We start from the raw sequence: 13,854 nt of genomic DNA, 5'->3' as shown, positions 1-13,854 counted from the left end.
GTGGGTTCTCCAGTCGTTCAGTAGCGAATTTGCATGAGCCAGGTGGCGACCATCACGGGCCGTTCGGCGCCTTCAATGTGGATTTCCACATGCCAGAAACAGCGCACTTCATCCGGCTTGATGTCATCCACCCGCTCCAGCTGGAAGCGGCCTACCAGTTTCGAGCCGCTGGGCACGGGGCCGGTGAAGCGCACCTTGTCGAAGCCGTAGTTCAGCGCCATCTTGCGATTCGGAAAGGCAAAGCAGCGGTGGTACCAGCCCGTGACCAGCGACAGCGTCAGCAGGCCGTGAGCAATGGTGCTCTTGAAGGGGGACTCGGTCGCGGCGCGCTCGGGATCGGTGTGTATCCATTGCTTGTCCTGCGTCACACCGGCGAACACGTTGATCATGTCCTGGTCCACCGTGATCGCGCCGCCGCTCACGGCGGGTTGACCGACAAAGGCCTTGATGGCCTCAATAGAGTCGAAACTTTTTTGCATGGTGTCAGTCCGCTTTCACGCCCAGCGACTTGGCCAGTGGAATCCAGCGTGCACGTTCGTCGGCAATGAATTTGCCAAATACTTCTGGTGAGCCGGGCATGGGCTGGGCGCCGATGGCGCGCAGTTTTTCGAGCAACTCGGGTTTCTTGAGTGCTTCGTTGATAGCCTTGTTCATCTCGTTGATGATGGCTGGCGAGGTGCGTGCCGGTGCAACCACGCCAAACCAGGCGCTGGCCTCGGCGTTCGGGTAGCCGGCTTCTTTCAGGGTGGGGATGTTCGGCAGTTGCGGAAAACGCGTGTTGTCGAGAATCGCCAGGGCGTGGATCTTGCCGGCCTTGACCTGTTGCATGGAGGATGGCAAGGCATCAAACATGATGTCGACGTTGTTGCCCATCATGCTCATGATGGCGGGGGCGCTGCCGGCGAAAGGCACATGGGTGACCTTGAAGCCCATCAGCGTGCTGGCGTATTCACCCGCGAGGTGGGTGATGTTGCCGCTGCTGGCCGAGCCCATGGTCAGCTTGCCCGGGTCTTTTTTGCCCAGCGCGATCAAGTCGTTGACGGTGTTGACCTTCAACTCCTTGCGGGTGACCAGCAGCAGGGGCGACTTGCCCATGCCGGCCACGGGAAGAAAGGCTTTTTCCGGGTCATACGGCATCTTGGCGTACAGCGCGGAATTGATGACCAGCGGTGCGTTGGAGCCGACGAAAAATGTCTTGCCGTCGGGCTCGGCACGTGCCACGGCCTCACCGGCGATCATGCCGGCTGCACCGGCTTTGTTGTCGATGATGATGGGCCGACCCAGAATGAGGGAGGCGTCCTGGGCGACCAGGCGTGAGATCTGGTCGGCAGCGCCGCCGGCGGGGTAGGGCACGACAAAACGGATAGGTCCGTCTTGCTGTGCCTGGGCGCTGAAGCCGCCAAAGGCCAGGAAAAGGGAGGCAGCGGCAACGGCGCGGCGAGTGAATCGAATGCTCATGGTTTAGTCTCCGGTGGGTTGTTGTCGGGTGGGGATGAGGGCGTTCAGACGACGCCGCGGGCTTGCAGCTCGGCCAGACGTTCGTCGGACAGACCGAGCCGATCGCGCAGGATGGCCTGGTTGTGCTCGCCCAAGGTGGGTGCCGAACGTTCATAACGGATAGGCGTGGCGGACAGGCGGATCGGGTTGGCGACGCTGGGCGCATGCACACCGGTGTTGTGCGGCAAGGACAGCTGCATGTCGCGATGGGTGACCTGCGGGTCTTCGAACACCTGTTTCATGTTGTTGATGGGGCCGCAGGGCACGTTGTTGGCCTCCAGCAGGGTGATCCACTCTTCCATGGTGCGTGCCAGCATGGCTTCGGCGATCAGGGGGATCAGGGTGGTGCGGTTGCGGTTGCGTTGCGCGCTGCTGGTGTACAGCGGATCGGTCGCCAGCAGCGGGCGCTCAATCACCTTGCAGAAGGCCGCGTACTGGCCGTCGTTGCCGACGGCAATGATGATGTCGCCTTCTTTGCAGCGGAACACCTGGTAAGGCACCATGTTGGAGTGGGCATTGCCCATGCGTTGCGGGATCTTGCCCGACAGAAAGTAGTTGATCGCCTGGTAGGAGTTGATCGAGACGATGCAGTCCAGCAGGGACATATCTATGTACTGGCCTTCACCGCTTTCGCGCCGGTGTTCAATGGCGGCCAGGATGGCGGTGGTGGCGTACATGCCGGTCAGCAGGTCGCTGATGGCGATGCCGCTTTTCATAGGGGCCGCGCCGGGTTCACCGTCGGGGATGCCGGTGATGCTCATCAGGCCGCCCATGCCCTGAAACACATAGTCGTAACCCGGCAGCGCCGCATAAGGGCCGCTCTGGCCGAAGCCGGTGACCGAACAGTAGACCAGGCGAGGGTTGATCTTGCGCAGGTCCTCGTAGGCCAGGCCGTAACGCGCCAAAGTGCCGACCTTGTAGTTTTCGACCAGGATGTCGGCGTCGCGCACCAACTGGCGAATGATTTCCTGGCCGTCCGGGCTGGCCAGATCGACGGTCACCGATTGTTTGCCGCGGTTGGCGCTCAGGAAATAAGAGGAGTCGCGGGTTTCCCGGCCATCGGCGTCTTTCAGGAAAGGAGGGCCCCAGTAGCGGGTGTCATCGCCCACGCCGGGTCGCTCGATCTTGATGACTTCCGCCCCCATGTCTGCCAGGTTTTGCGTGGCCCACGGGCCGGCAAGGATGCGGGTCAAATCGAGCACCTTGAGGTGCCCTAACGCCGTTTTCATGGGGAACTCCTGTCTATTTCGATGAGGCAAGAATAGAAGGAGTGGCTGATACCGTCCAATATTTAATAATTGGTTATTGATATTGTTTGAGTATCAATTTTTGAGAGATCGCTTTGATATTCAAAAAATCAGATTCATTGACCCATACGTGTTTGGTATCAATATTTTGACTAACGATATTGGACTGTGCGCGGTAAATCCTCTACGCTGGAGGTCTATGACACAGCCTGAGGAGGCCCATCCCATGCCCGACTTTCTTTTGTACGAACAGCAAGGCCACGTGGTCACGCTGACCATGAACGAGCCCGAGCGCCGCAATCCGCTGACCGGCAATTCGGCCGTGCCGGACTTTCTGGCCGCGATAGACCGCATTCACAACGACCGCAGCGTGCGCGCCGTCATCCTGACCGGCGCCGGCACGGCGTTCTCCTCCGGCGGCGACATCCGCGACATGGAACGGCAGGCTTCTGGTGAGGTCAGCGGCATGCAGATTCGCCAGGAATACCGCACTGGCATCCAGCGCCTGCCGCTGGCCTTGTTCAACCTCGAAGTTCCGGTCATCGCTGCGGTTAATGGTGCCGCCATTGGCGCGGGCCTGGACCTCGCCTGCATGTGCGATATCCGCATTGCCTCGGAACATGCCAAATTTGCCGAAAGTTTTGTCAAGCTGGGGATCATTCCGGGCGACGGCGGCGCCTGGCTGCTGCCCCGCATCATCGGCATGTCGCGTGCGTCCGAGATCTCCTTCACGGGGGAGGTCATCGGGCCGGACCTGGCGGCGAGTTGGGGCCTGGTGTCGCGCGTGGTGCCTGCCGATCAGTTGCTGGCCACGGCGAACGAGCTGGCTTCGCGTATCGCGGCGAATCCGCCCATGCCGTGCGCCTGACCAAACGGCTGTTGCGGGAAGCCATGCACACACGTCTGGACACCTTGCTGGAAATGGCCTCGGCCTTTCAGGCGATGTCGCACCAGACGGATGACCACAAGGAAGCGGTCGCTGCCTTTCTGGCCAAGCGCCCCCCTGTTTTCAAGGGTTGAGGTGCGCGCAGGCCGGGTGCTGGCGGCGGCGGGACGCTCAGTTATGCTTGGCGGCAACGATACCGCCAAACCCATGGACCTGCGACGCATACGCCACTTCGTCATCCTTGCCGAGACGCTTAATTTCCGTCGTGCGGCAGAACGCCTGCACATGGCGCAGCCGCCGCTGACGGTTTCGATCCAGAAGCTGGAAGCGGAGCTGGGCGTCAAATTGTTCGCCCGCGAATCCACCGGTGTTACGCTGACGGCCAGCGGGCGGGCGGTGCTGGTGGAAGCCAAGCGGCTGCTGTTCCACGGCAACCAGCTTCGCGAAACGGCAAAAAGCACGATAGAGGGAACCGGCGGCACCTTGCAGATCGGTTTTGTCGGCTCGACCACCTATGGCATGCTGCAAAAACTGCTGCCGCTGTTTCGCGCCGAATACCCCGGCGTGGAGTTGATCCTGCGTGAAGCCACCTCGGTGGACATCATGCAGCAGCTGGAAGACAACGCCCTGGATATTGGCCTGGTGCGTGTGCCGCTGCTGCAGGCCTCCAGGGCCACGCTGGTCCAGCTGGAGCACGATGAATACATTGCAGCGCTGCCCCGCGGCAACGCCCTGGCTGACAAGGGGCTGCTCAAGCTGTTGGACATGGCGGGCGAGTCCTTCATCATGTACGCCCCCACCTATGCCTCCGGCCTGCACAGCACAGCCATGCTGGCTTGTCAGCAGGCCGGCTTCATCCCCCGCGTGACACAACAAGCCATTCAGATTCAGACTGTGCTGGCGCTGGTGGAAAGCGGCTTGGGCGTGGCCCTCGTGCCCTCGGTGATGCAGCGTTTTGTCAGTGACAAGATTGTTTACCGGCCCGTGGTGGACGTGCCGCCGGCGGCCGCCATCGGGCTGGCGCTGGCCTACCTGGCCGAGACCGAGAGCCCGGCCGCCGCCCGCTTTCGCGCGCTGGCCACGCGCGAGTTTGTGCCGGACAAGCGGCGCTAGCGCACCCTTGCCCGCGAGGTCTTAGTGGTGGTGGCCGTGTTCGCCATGCACGTGGCGGTGTGCAATTTCTTCTTCGCTGGCGGCACGCACCTCGGTCACGGACAGGGTAAAACGCAAGGCCTTGCCCGCCATCGGGTGGTTGCCATCCAGCAGCACGGTGTCGCCCTTGATTTTCATCACGGTGAAAGCCTGGGGCTGGCCGTCGTCGCGCCGGCCTTCGAGTTGACCGCCGACCTTCACGCCCGGTGGGAACTGGCTTTTTGGGATGGATTGCACCAGGTTTTCATCGCGCAGGCCGAAGGCGTCTTGCGGCTCCAGCGCCAAGGTGGTCTGGTAGCCCGGCATTTTGCCTTCCAGCGCTTCTTCAATTTTGGGCAAGGTGTTGCCATAACCCCCATGCAGATAAACCATGGGTTCGCGGCTTTCTTCCAGGAGTTTGCCCTGGGCATCCGCCACTTTGTAACGCAAGGTGACGGCGGTGTCTTTTTCGATTTTCATAAATGGGATGGTTTGGGCGTGTGAGAAACAGGCCGCCATTTTCGCGCCAAAACGCCAACATCCGCGGGGCGGGCTGTTAAGGACCGTTTTTTTGCCTGATCCGTGCTTGTGAGGAGCCTGGGGCGGCCGCGTGGCATTTCGGCTGATTTTTCAAAGAAGGCTGTTCATTTGCGGCCGGCTCCTCCAGACTAACGGGCATGAAAATCATCGTTTTGGGCGCCGGAATTATTGGCGTGAGCACGGCCTGGCACCTGGCCAACCGTGGGCATGCGGTCACGGTGGTCGAGCGTCAGCCCGGCGCAGCCCTCGAAACCAGCTTTGCCAACGCCGCGCAAATCTCCGTCAGTTATTGCGAGCCTTGGGCCAACCGGGATGCGCCGGCCAAGTTGCTGAAGTGGATGTTTCGCCGTGACGCGCCTTTGCTGTTCCGGCCCCAGCTGGACTGGCGTCAGTGGCGCTGGGGCCTGCAGTTTCTGGGCCAGTGCAACGACGCTGCGTTTGAGCGCAATGTGGCGCAGATTGTGGCGCTGGGCGCCTACAGTCATGAAGCCTTGAAAGACGTCGTGGCGGTCACCGGCATCGATTACCACCGGCTGGAGCGCGGCATTGCGCACTATTTCACCGACCAGCCATCGCTGGACGCAGCGGCCGATGCGGCGGCCTTGATGCAGAAATTTGGGGTGCAGCGCCAGGTCATCAGCCGTGAGGAGCTGCTGGCCATAGAGCCGGCCTACAGCGCCTTCGCTTCCCATATCGTCGGCGCCACTTATACCGCCAGCGACGAAAGCGGCGACGCGCGGGTGTTCACGCAGGCGCTGGCGCGCCAGTGCGAAACCCTGGGTGTGCAGTTTTTGTATGACCACGACATCCTGCGGCTGGAGACGGCGGGTGGCGCCGTGAGTTCGGTCAAGGTCAAAAACCGCCATACCGGTGTTTCGTTGTCCAAGCAGGCCGATGCGTTTGTCGCTGCCTGCGGCTCCTACACCGCGCCTTTGTTGCGGACCGCCGGGGTGGACCTGCCGATTTACCCGGCAAGGGTTACAGCGCCACCTTTCGCCTGCTCAAGCCTGAACAGGCGCCCTGGGGTCAGCACCATCGATGATGAATTCAAGTGTGCGATCAGCCGTCTGGGTGACCACTTGCGTGTGGCCGGAACGATTGAATTGGCCGGTTATGACCTGTCACTCGAGAGCTCGTTGGCCCAGGCCCGCTGCCAGATGCTGGCCGACCGGGTCGAACAGGTGCTGCCCGGTGTCTGTGACACCCGCTCCGTGGCGCAGGGCGGGCAGCCGCATTTCTGGGCCGGCCTGCGGCCGGCGACACCGACCAACATTCCTTTTATCGGTAAAACCCGGGTGGACAAACTCTGGGTCAACGCCGGCCATGGCACCTTGGGCTGGACCCACGGGGCCGGCTCGGGCAAAGCCATGGCCGAGTTGCTGGACGGACAACGCCCCGCGTTACCGTTCAAGTTTTTCGGCGTTTCCTGACGATCGCCCTGCTGCCCACGCGGTATGGGCGCGGGGCACAATAGGCTTTTTCCCAACGTTTTCTTTCGCATGCACACCACCGCCCTTGTTCTGTTTTCGGGGGGCCAGGACTCCACCACCTGCCTGGCCCAGGCGCTCTCCAAATACGAACGTGTGGAAACCGTGGCCTTTGATTACGGCCAGCGGCACAGCGTGGAGTTGCAGGCGCGGCTGAACGTGCTGCGCGAGATCCGGGCGCAATTTCCGCAATGGGCGCCCAGGCTGGGCGATGACCATTTGCTGGACCTGTCGGTGTTGGGCCAGGTCAGCGAAACCTCGCTGACACGCGACATGGCCTTCAAGATGGAAAGTTCGGGCCTGCCCAACACCTTTGTGCCCGGGCGCAACCTGCTGTTTTTGACCCTGGCCGCCGCGCTGGCCTACCGGCGCGGCCTGCAGGTGCTGGTGACCGGCGTTTGCGAGACCGACTTTTCAGGCTACCCCGATTGCCGCGACGACACCATGAAAGCCATGCAACTGGCCTTGTCCTTAGGCATGGACAAACGGTTTCTGATCGAAACACCGCTGATGTGGATAGACAAGGCCGCCACCTGGGCGCTGGCCGAGGTACTGGGCGGCCAGCCGCTGGTGGACTTGATTGTTGAACACACCCACACCTGTTACTTGGGCGACCGCGAACACCGCCAAGCCTGGGGTTATGGCTGCGGCCAGTGCCCGGCCTGCGAGCTGCGTGCGCGCGGCCATACGTCCTATTCGGCGGCTTTGCCCAAGCCCTAAGTTCACGGCCTCTTGGGCAGTGCTCAGATACGGGTTTGCTTGAGCTGGTAAAGCGCTGGCGAGCCTTCGGGCAGTTTTTCCATTTCCCACTGCCGGCCGTGAAAAGCCGCAACCGCAGGCCGATGCGCGATCGACACCATCGCGCCGCCAGCCTTCTGGATCCGGGCCAGCAGCCGCTCGTACAGGGTTTTTTCGGCCGCCTCGTCGAGCGCGCTGGTGGCTTCGTCGGCAAACAGCCAGGTCGGATTTTTCAGGAACACGCGGGCAATCGCCAGACGCTGCTGCTCGCCGCCCGACAGCTTTTGGCTCCAGGCATCCTCCTCGTCGAGCAGGTCCGCCAGTTGCGGCAATAGAGCGTCGGTCAACGCCTGGCGCAAGGCCTCGTCGCTGTAGGTCGTGGCGGGCTGCGGGTAGGCCAGTGCGTCGCGCAAACGACCGTCCGGGAAGTAGGGGCGCTGCGGAATAAACATGGTATTGCCCGGCAAGCTGGTGCGGCCGCGGCTGAAAGGCCAGATGCCGGCAAAAGCGCGGAACAGCGTGGATTTGCCGCTGCCTGACGGGCCTTTCAAGAGCACGTTGTCGCCGGCGTCGGCGTGCAGGGACACATTCGCCAGCAAGACCGTGCCGGTCGGCAAGGCCAGGGTCAGGTCCTGCGTCGCCAGTGCAGATGTGGCGTCGCCAGTTGCTACTGTATTGATAGCTGATTGCGCCCGTTCGGACTGGGCTAGCGCCTTAAAACTCTCTTCAAAACTGGTCAAACGGTCGGTGGTGGCGCGCCAGGCAGCCAAGCTGGCGTAGTTGTCGACGAACCAGCTCAGCGAATCCTGCACCCGGCCGAAAGCCGAGGCAATCTGCATCAACTGGCCGAGCTGGATGGCGCCGCTGAAAAAGCGCGGCGCGGCCACAATGAAGGGAAACACCACGGCGGCCTGGCCGAAAAAGTTGGTGAACCAGCTCAGGTTTTTCTGCTTTTTGATCAGGCTCAGGTAGTTGCCCAGCACCGCTGAAAAACGCGTGTCCAGTTGCGTGCGTTCGACGGCTTCGCCTTTGTCCAGCGCAATCGATTCGCTGTATTCGCGCACCCGCACCAGATGGTGGCGAAAGTCGGCCTCGTAACGCTGTTGCATGAAATTGAGCTTGATCTGCGGCCGGCCTATGTAATGCGTGATGACGCTGCCGACCACGCAATACAACACCGCCATCCAGACCATGAAACCGGGAATGTTGAAGCTGCTGCCGCCCAGGCTGAAGGCAAACGGTCCCGACAAGCTCCAGAGGATGCCGACAAAACTCAGCAGCGTGACCACCGCATTGAGCAAGCCCATGCTCAGCGACAGGGTGTAACCAGTGAACAGGTTCAAGTCCTCCTGCAGACGCTGGTCGGGGTTGTCTGGCGTGGCCGGATGGCTGCCCGACTCGGCGTAACGCGCCAGCTCCATCTTGTAAAAAGCATGGTTGGCCAGCCAGCGCTGCAGGTAATGCGCGGTCATCCAGGCGCGCCAGCGGATTTGCAGCAGTTGCGTGAGGTAGGAGCGGTAGACCGCGATGATGATGAAGGCAAACGCCAGGTAGGTGAAACGCCCGAGCTGCACCCAGAACACCGGCTGGTTTTTTTCCTGCACGGCGTCGTAGAACACGCGGTTCCAATCGTTGAGCAGCACCAGCATGTAGACCGCGCCCAGGTTGAGCAGCACGATGGCCAGCAGCAGGCCGCGCGCCTTCCATTTGTCCTCGGACCGGAAGTAGGGCGCGGTCAGCGCCCAGGCTTTGCCGCAGAAGTCCTTGAAGGCGCTGAACTTGCCGGCTACGGCGGGTAACGAAGGCGTCGAAGGCATGGGTCTCGTCCTTGAAAGCGGAAATGAAAGCCAGTGTAGTGCCCAGCCTGTCGCCGGGGCGATGCGGCGCGGCCGGGGATGCCGCTAGGATGAGCGCATGAACACCTCCACCTCTCCTTCTCCCGAAGGCAGCATCGACTGCACGGTGCGCGGCCCCTTGCTGCTGATCGCCATCAACCGGCCGGCCAAACGCAACGGCTTCACGCCCAAGATGTTTCGCGAGCTGGGCCAGGCTTATACCCGGCTGGACGACGACCCGGCGCTGCGGGTCGGGGTGTTACATGCGCTGGGCGATCACTTCACGGCCGGCCTGGACCTGCCGACCATTGCACCGCTGATGCAACGCGGCGAAAAAGCCGTGCCGCTGGGGCTGGTGGATCCGCTGGATCTGGGCATGGAGGGTTACCGCCGTCGCAGCAAACCCATGGTGGTGGCGGTGCAGGGCATCACCTACACGCTGGGCATCGAGCTGATGCTGGCGGCCGACATCGTGGTGGCGGCGGAGGACTGCCGATTTTCCCAGCTGGAGGTCAAACGCGGCATCATGGCCACCGGCGGCGCCACCTTGCGTATGGCCGAGCGGGCTGGCCTGGGCAATGCCTTGCTGCATTTGCTGACGGGGGATGAGTTTGGCAGTGCCGAGGCCTTGAGGCTGAACTTTGTGCAGAAGGTGGTGCCGCGCGGGCAAGTATTGGACGAAGCACTGCGGATCGCCGGGCTGATTGCCGAGCAGGCGCCGCTGGCCGTGATCGCCACGCGGAAAAATGCGCTGAAAGCGGTGGAGCATGGCGCCACCCTGGCGATGCAGGACTTCATGGCGGTGCAGCAGGGCTTGTCGCGCAGCGACGATGCCGCCGAAGGCCTGCGTTCCTTCATCGAAAAACGCCAGGCCCGCTTTCAGGGCAAATAAGCGCTCAGGGGTTGGACACGCCGCTGGCCACATGGCCGGCGGGCACATGTTGGGCGGCGGCGTCGACGTGGCCGGTCTGGTCGTCAAAAAAGAAGTCGGGTTCGAACTCGCGCAAAAACTCCGATTTCGCCAAACCGCCCAGAAACATGGCTTCATCGACCTCGATGTTCCAGTCCATCAAGGTGCGTATCGCGCGGTCGGCGGTGGCCAGGCCGCGCGCTGTCACCAGGGCTGTGCGGATGCGGATATGCGGCGTGCCGGCCTGCTGCAGCCGGTGCAGCGCCTTCAGCAAGGGCATGAAGGGGCCGGGGGGCAGCGGTTTGCTGGCCAGCTTGCGTTCGTGTTTCTGGAAGGCGTCCAGCCCGTCTTTTTGAAACACGCGCTCGGCCTGGTCGGAAAACAACACGGCGTCGCCGTCAAAGGCAATACGCACTTCGTTGGGATAGGTGTTTTTGGCGTGCACCGCATGCGTGGCCACCGTGGCGGCCGCAAAACCGGCGTTGAGTGCGGCGCGTACGTCTTGCGGGTTGGCCGATAAAAACAAGTTGGCCTGCAGCGAACGCAGGTAGTCGTAAGGCGCACGGCCCTTGGTGAACACACCGCGCTCCAGCGGCAGTTTGTTGACCTCGGCCGAGCGGAAAATCCGCAGGCCGGAAACCGGGTCGTTGCGCGACAACATGACCACTTCCACACGTTTGACATCGGTGTTGAAGGCCAGCAGCTTTTTGACCAGCGAAAAAGCCACGCCGGGTTTGGCGGGATGCTCCAGCCGGTCCAGTTGCAGCTTCATGTAGGCGCGGTCGTCGGCCTGCTCGAAAACGCGGTTTTCTTCTTCAAGGTCAAACAGGGCGCGCGATGAAATCGCCACCACCAGTTGTCCGTCCAGATTGGCTGCCATGGGTTTACCTGTTCACGTTGGATGCGTTGACTGTAACGCCGGCGTCGTGGGCGCCAGGGTTAAGGTGCGCCATTGCCCGCAGGCGACACCTTCCTGCGGCCACTGGTCGGCGCGTGTCACCTGCCGTATGCCCTGGGCCAGCAGTTGGGTGGCGCGGATGATACCGGCGTGGGTGATCCAGACCACATCCGGGGTGCTTGCGGCCGGCAACTCGTCAAAAGCCTGGGCCACCCGCGCCATCACGGCGCTCACGCTTTCACCGTGGCCGCCGACCACGTGGTCTGCAAATCGGGCGGTCCAGGCGTCCAGCGCGGGCTGGCCGAGTTCGGCCCAAGGTTGACCTTCCCAGGCGCCGAAGTTCATTTCCTGCAGGCGGGCGTCATTTTTAAGGGTCAAATCGGGCCGCAGCCCAAGCAGAATCAGCGCAAGCTGCTCACATCTTTGTAGCGGCGAGGTGCTGACGGCCGCACCCTGCGGCAACACCGCGGCCAGGGCCACCGCGCATTGCCGGGTGGCGTCGGGGTCGGCGGCCACATCCAGTGCGCCGTAACAGGTGCCGGGCGCCAGCAGCACCTGCGCATGGCGCACCAGCCAGAGCGTCATGACAAACTGACCGCCAAGCCTAGGTAAAACGCAATCTCGCAAACCTGTTGCGCCGCGCCCAGGCAGTCACCGGTAAAACCCTGCAGCCGATGCCAGAACAGCCGGCCCATCCACAACAGGGCGAGCATGGCCAGGCTGCAGGCGACTATCAAACTTGTAGCGTCCAGCACATAGCTGGCCAGGGCCAGTGCCAGAAAACACCAGATAAAGGCGGCGCCCAGGGCGGGCAAGGTGATCTGGTCGGCCAGGGGTTTGGATTTGGAGCTGGCGGCATCACCCACATGCGGCAACAGGCGGATCAGCAGCAGCGGCAGGCCGCGCGAGACCACGTGGGCGGTAAACAGCCCGCCGGCCACCAGCCAGCCCTGAATCAGTTCTTCGGCCTCGTCGGCGCCGGACAGGTCGCTTTCGGCGGCGCCCAGCAGGGCCAGCAAAGCCAGTTTGCAGGCCAACACCAGCACCAGCGCCAGCGCACCGAAGGCGCCTACACGTGAGTCTTTCATGATCTCCAGGGCGCGCTGCGGGTCCTGGCTGCCGCCCAGACCGTCGGCCACGTCGGCCAGGCCGTCTTCATGAAAAGCACCGGTCAGCAAGACCGAGGTGACGGTGGACAAGGTGGCGGCCACCAGCGGCGTGAACACCGTGGACGGCAGCAGCGCCAGCAGCAAGAGATAAACTCCCGCCGCCGCTGCTCCAACCAGCCAGCCTATGCCGGGGAAATGTGCAGCGCTGGCGCGCAACATGGTCGGGCTGTAACCGACCCAGTTGGCGAGTCGGCCGGTGACTGGAATACGGGTGAAAAACTGGACCGCCAGCAGGTAGTGACGCAGGAACTGGCTCATGCGGGTGTTGCCCCGGTTTTGCCACTGACCCCGGCCGAATCAAAACTGGCCATCTCTGCCATGAACAGCGCCGCCGACTGCAGCAGCGGCCAGGCCAGCAGGGCGCCCGTGCCTTCGCCCAGGCGCATGTCCAGGTCCAACAGCGCCTTGGCCTGCAACTGGGCCAGCAGCAAATGGTGGCCGCGTTCGGCCGAGCGGTGGCAAAACACCATGTAGTCCTTGGCGGCCGGCACCAGGGCGTGGGCCACCAGAGCCGCTGCGCCGGCAATAAACCCGTCCACCAGCAGCACGCGGCGTTCGCTGGCGGCCTGCAGCATGGCGCCTGTCATCATGGCGATTTCAAAGCCGCCTAACGCAGCCAGCACGGGCAGGGGCTGGTGCACATCCGCATGGCGGACCAGGGCGCGGGCCAAGACGGCTTGTTTGTGTTTCAGTTGCGCATCGTCCAGGCCGGTGCCGCGCCCGACCACGTCGGCGATCGACAGGCCAGAGAGCCGGGCCAGCAGCAGGGCCGCTGGCGAGGTGTTGGCAATGCCCATTTCTCCGAAAGCCACGATGTTGCCGGGCAGGTTTTGCACGATGGCTATGCCGGCCTGCAGTGCCGCCTCGGCTTGCACCAGCGACATGGCCGGGCCTTCGCAGAGGTTGTGGGTGCCGAGTGCGATTTTTCGTTTCAGCAGTTGCGGGTGGTCGGCCAGGTCAGCGGCCACACCGGCGTCCACCACCTGCAGGGCAAAACCGTGCTGGCGGGCGAACACATTGATGGCGGCACCGCCGGCCAGCATATTGCCCACCATCTGTACCGTCACACCTTGCGGAAAAGCCGACACACCTTCGCTGGCAATGCCGTGGTCGGCGGCAAACACCACCATTTGCGGCGACTGGAAAGCCAGGGTCTCGCTGCGCTGGATCAAGCCAATTTGCAGCGCCAGGGTTTCGAGCTGGCCGAGGGCGCCCAGTGGTTTCGTCTTGTGGTCTATCTTGTGCTGCAGCCGGGCTTGCAAGGCGGCGTTGGCGGTGGGTTCAATCGTGGGCAGGAAGGCGGGATGTTGCATCGGCAATGAGTTTTTGTTGCAGGCAGACGGGGCAATAGCAGGAAGCTGGTGCGGCGTTGCGGCTGGAGGCAGGTCTGGCGGCGGGCACCGGCATCACGTGGGGCAGCTTGACACACCAGCACTTGGCATCACCGGCCACCATGCCGCAGCGGAAGGCGGTGCCGCATCCTGGACAAACGGAGGAGGCAAGTGGGGTGGTCATA

The 13,854-nt window shown here is 62.8% G+C and carries 14 protein-coding genes and 1 pseudogene; 5 read left to right on the top strand and 10 right to left on the bottom strand.

Translation table 11 applies throughout. The annotated features are described in order from the left end of the window. Positions 1–17: 17 nt before the first annotated feature. From ACHMXK_RS19730 to ACHMXK_RS19720, 3 genes are read right to left on the bottom strand one after another with little or no spacing between them, the layout of a single operon-like run. The gene (locus ACHMXK_RS19730) at positions 18–479 is read right to left on the bottom strand and encodes a MaoC family dehydratase (protein ID WP_397442217.1); all 462 of its coding nucleotides are present in this window, start codon (positions 477–479) and stop codon (positions 18–20) included. A 4-nt stretch (positions 480–483) separates the two neighbouring features. Then, on the bottom strand, positions 484–1,458 hold the full coding sequence (locus ACHMXK_RS19725; protein ID WP_397442216.1) for a Bug family tripartite tricarboxylate transporter substrate binding protein: 975 nt from the start codon (positions 1,456–1,458) through the stop codon (positions 484–486). 44 nt (positions 1,459–1,502) lie between these two features. Next, on the bottom strand, positions 1,503–2,726 hold the full coding sequence (locus ACHMXK_RS19720; RefSeq protein WP_397442215.1) for a CaiB/BaiF CoA transferase family protein: 1,224 nt from the start codon (positions 2,724–2,726) through the stop codon (positions 1,503–1,505). A 244-nt stretch (positions 2,727–2,970) separates the two neighbouring features. Here ACHMXK_RS19720 and ACHMXK_RS19715 point away from each other — a divergent pair. Together ACHMXK_RS19715 and ACHMXK_RS19710 are read left to right on the top strand one after the other, a co-directional pair. Continuing rightward, positions 2,971–3,764 (top strand): annotated as a pseudogene (locus ACHMXK_RS19715) (crotonase/enoyl-CoA hydratase family protein). 73 nt (positions 3,765–3,837) lie between these two features. Further along, on the top strand, positions 3,838–4,743 hold the full coding sequence (locus ACHMXK_RS19710; protein WP_397442214.1) for a LysR substrate-binding domain-containing protein: 906 nt from the start codon (positions 3,838–3,840) through the stop codon (positions 4,741–4,743). Positions 4,744–4,764: 21 nt separating this feature from the next. Here the strand turns inward: ACHMXK_RS19710 and ACHMXK_RS19705 are convergent, their stop codons facing one another. Beyond that, entirely contained in the window at positions 4,765–5,241 is a 477-nt protein-coding gene (locus tag ACHMXK_RS19705; protein ID WP_397442213.1) for a peptidylprolyl isomerase, read from the bottom strand. 197 nt (positions 5,242–5,438) lie between these two features. Between ACHMXK_RS19705 and ACHMXK_RS19700 the strand changes: the two genes are divergently transcribed. Together ACHMXK_RS19700 and queC are read left to right on the top strand one after the other, a co-directional pair. Then, positions 5,439–6,731, top strand: coding sequence for a D-amino acid dehydrogenase (locus tag ACHMXK_RS19700; RefSeq protein ID WP_397442212.1), 1,293 nt, complete (start codon positions 5,439–5,441; stop codon positions 6,729–6,731). 69 nt (positions 6,732–6,800) lie between these two features. Beyond that, entirely contained in the window at positions 6,801–7,508 is a 708-nt protein-coding gene (queC, locus tag ACHMXK_RS19695; RefSeq protein WP_397442211.1) for a 7-cyano-7-deazaguanine synthase QueC, read from the top strand. 23 nt (positions 7,509–7,531) lie between these two features. Here queC and ACHMXK_RS19690 read toward each other — a convergent pair whose 3' ends face one another. Continuing rightward, complete coding sequence (locus ACHMXK_RS19690; RefSeq protein ID WP_397442210.1) at positions 7,532–9,343, bottom strand: ABC transporter ATP-binding protein/permease; 1,812 nt, start codon at positions 9,341–9,343, stop codon at positions 7,532–7,534. A 97-nt stretch (positions 9,344–9,440) separates the two neighbouring features. On the opposite strand from ACHMXK_RS19690, the gene ACHMXK_RS19685 reads away from it, so the two are divergent. Next, positions 9,441–10,253, top strand: coding sequence for a crotonase/enoyl-CoA hydratase family protein (locus tag ACHMXK_RS19685; RefSeq protein WP_397442209.1), 813 nt, complete (start codon positions 9,441–9,443; stop codon positions 10,251–10,253). 4 nt (positions 10,254–10,257) lie between these two features. Here ACHMXK_RS19685 and ACHMXK_RS19680 read toward each other — a convergent pair whose 3' ends face one another. From ACHMXK_RS19680 to ACHMXK_RS19660, 5 genes are read right to left on the bottom strand one after another with little or no spacing between them, the layout of a single operon-like run. Then, positions 10,258–11,151 carry a 5'-nucleotidase gene (locus ACHMXK_RS19680; RefSeq protein WP_397442208.1) on the bottom strand — a complete coding sequence of 298 codons (894 nt, stop codon included), beginning with the start codon at positions 11,149–11,151 and terminating at the stop codon, positions 10,258–10,260. 12 nt (positions 11,152–11,163) lie between these two features. Then, the gene (locus tag ACHMXK_RS19675; protein ID WP_397442207.1) at positions 11,164–11,754 is read right to left on the bottom strand and encodes a histidine phosphatase family protein; all 591 of its coding nucleotides are present in this window, start codon (positions 11,752–11,754) and stop codon (positions 11,164–11,166) included. After that, positions 11,751–12,596: an adenosylcobinamide-GDP ribazoletransferase gene (locus tag ACHMXK_RS19670; RefSeq protein ID WP_397442206.1), complete on the bottom strand. Its 846-nt coding sequence runs from the start codon at positions 12,594–12,596 to the stop codon at positions 11,751–11,753. Before ACHMXK_RS19670 ends, ACHMXK_RS19675 begins: the two co-directional genes overlap by 4 nt. Then, positions 12,593–13,651 carry a nicotinate-nucleotide--dimethylbenzimidazole phosphoribosyltransferase gene (gene cobT / locus ACHMXK_RS19665; RefSeq protein WP_397442205.1) on the bottom strand — a complete coding sequence of 353 codons (1,059 nt, stop codon included), beginning with the start codon at positions 13,649–13,651 and terminating at the stop codon, positions 12,593–12,595. Before cobT ends, ACHMXK_RS19670 begins: the two co-directional genes overlap by 4 nt. Beyond that, the gene (locus ACHMXK_RS19660; RefSeq protein WP_397442204.1) at positions 13,620–13,853 is read right to left on the bottom strand and encodes a cysteine-rich CWC family protein; all 234 of its coding nucleotides are present in this window, start codon (positions 13,851–13,853) and stop codon (positions 13,620–13,622) included. Before ACHMXK_RS19660 ends, cobT begins: the two co-directional genes overlap by 32 nt. Position 13,854 lies beyond the last annotated feature (1 nt).

The organism is Polaromonas sp. UC242_47, from assembly GCF_044452385.1.
Taxonomy (GTDB): domain Bacteria; phylum Pseudomonadota; class Gammaproteobacteria; order Burkholderiales; family Burkholderiaceae_C; genus Polaromonas.
The sequence above is the reverse complement of the archived record's forward strand: the minus strand, read 5'-3'. Positions and strand labels throughout refer to the sequence as shown.

Excerpts from the sequence above, each read along its gene's own strand:
- ACHMXK_RS19730 (WP_397442217.1), bottom strand. The coding sequence starts at position 479 with ATGCAAAAAAGTTTCGACTCTATTGAGGCCATCAAGGCCTTTGTCGGT.
- ACHMXK_RS19725 (WP_397442216.1), bottom strand. The coding sequence starts at position 1,458 with ATGAGCATTCGATTCACTCGCCGCGCCGTTGCCGCTGCCTCCCTTTTC.
- ACHMXK_RS19720 (WP_397442215.1), bottom strand. The coding sequence starts at position 2,726 with ATGAAAACGGCGTTAGGGCACCTCAAGGTGCTCGATTTGACCCGCATC.
- ACHMXK_RS19710 (WP_397442214.1), top strand. The coding sequence starts at position 3,838 with ATGGACCTGCGACGCATACGCCACTTCGTCATCCTTGCCGAGACGCTT.
- ACHMXK_RS19705 (WP_397442213.1), bottom strand. The coding sequence starts at position 5,241 with ATGAAAATCGAAAAAGACACCGCCGTCACCTTGCGTTACAAAGTGGCG.
- ACHMXK_RS19700 (WP_397442212.1), top strand. The coding sequence starts at position 5,439 with ATGAAAATCATCGTTTTGGGCGCCGGAATTATTGGCGTGAGCACGGCC.
- queC (WP_397442211.1), top strand. The coding sequence starts at position 6,801 with ATGCACACCACCGCCCTTGTTCTGTTTTCGGGGGGCCAGGACTCCACC.
- ACHMXK_RS19690 (WP_397442210.1), bottom strand. The coding sequence starts at position 9,343 with ATGCCTTCGACGCCTTCGTTACCCGCCGTAGCCGGCAAGTTCAGCGCC.
- ACHMXK_RS19685 (WP_397442209.1), top strand. The coding sequence starts at position 9,441 with ATGAACACCTCCACCTCTCCTTCTCCCGAAGGCAGCATCGACTGCACG.
- ACHMXK_RS19680 (WP_397442208.1), bottom strand. The coding sequence starts at position 11,151 with ATGGCAGCCAATCTGGACGGACAACTGGTGGTGGCGATTTCATCGCGC.
- ACHMXK_RS19675 (WP_397442207.1), bottom strand. The coding sequence starts at position 11,754 with ATGACGCTCTGGCTGGTGCGCCATGCGCAGGTGCTGCTGGCGCCCGGC.
- ACHMXK_RS19670 (WP_397442206.1), bottom strand. The coding sequence starts at position 12,596 with ATGAGCCAGTTCCTGCGTCACTACCTGCTGGCGGTCCAGTTTTTCACC.
- cobT (WP_397442205.1), bottom strand. The coding sequence starts at position 13,651 with ATGCAACATCCCGCCTTCCTGCCCACGATTGAACCCACCGCCAACGCC.
- ACHMXK_RS19660 (WP_397442204.1), bottom strand. The coding sequence starts at position 13,853 with ATGACCACCCCACTTGCCTCCTCCGTTTGTCCAGGATGCGGCACCGCC.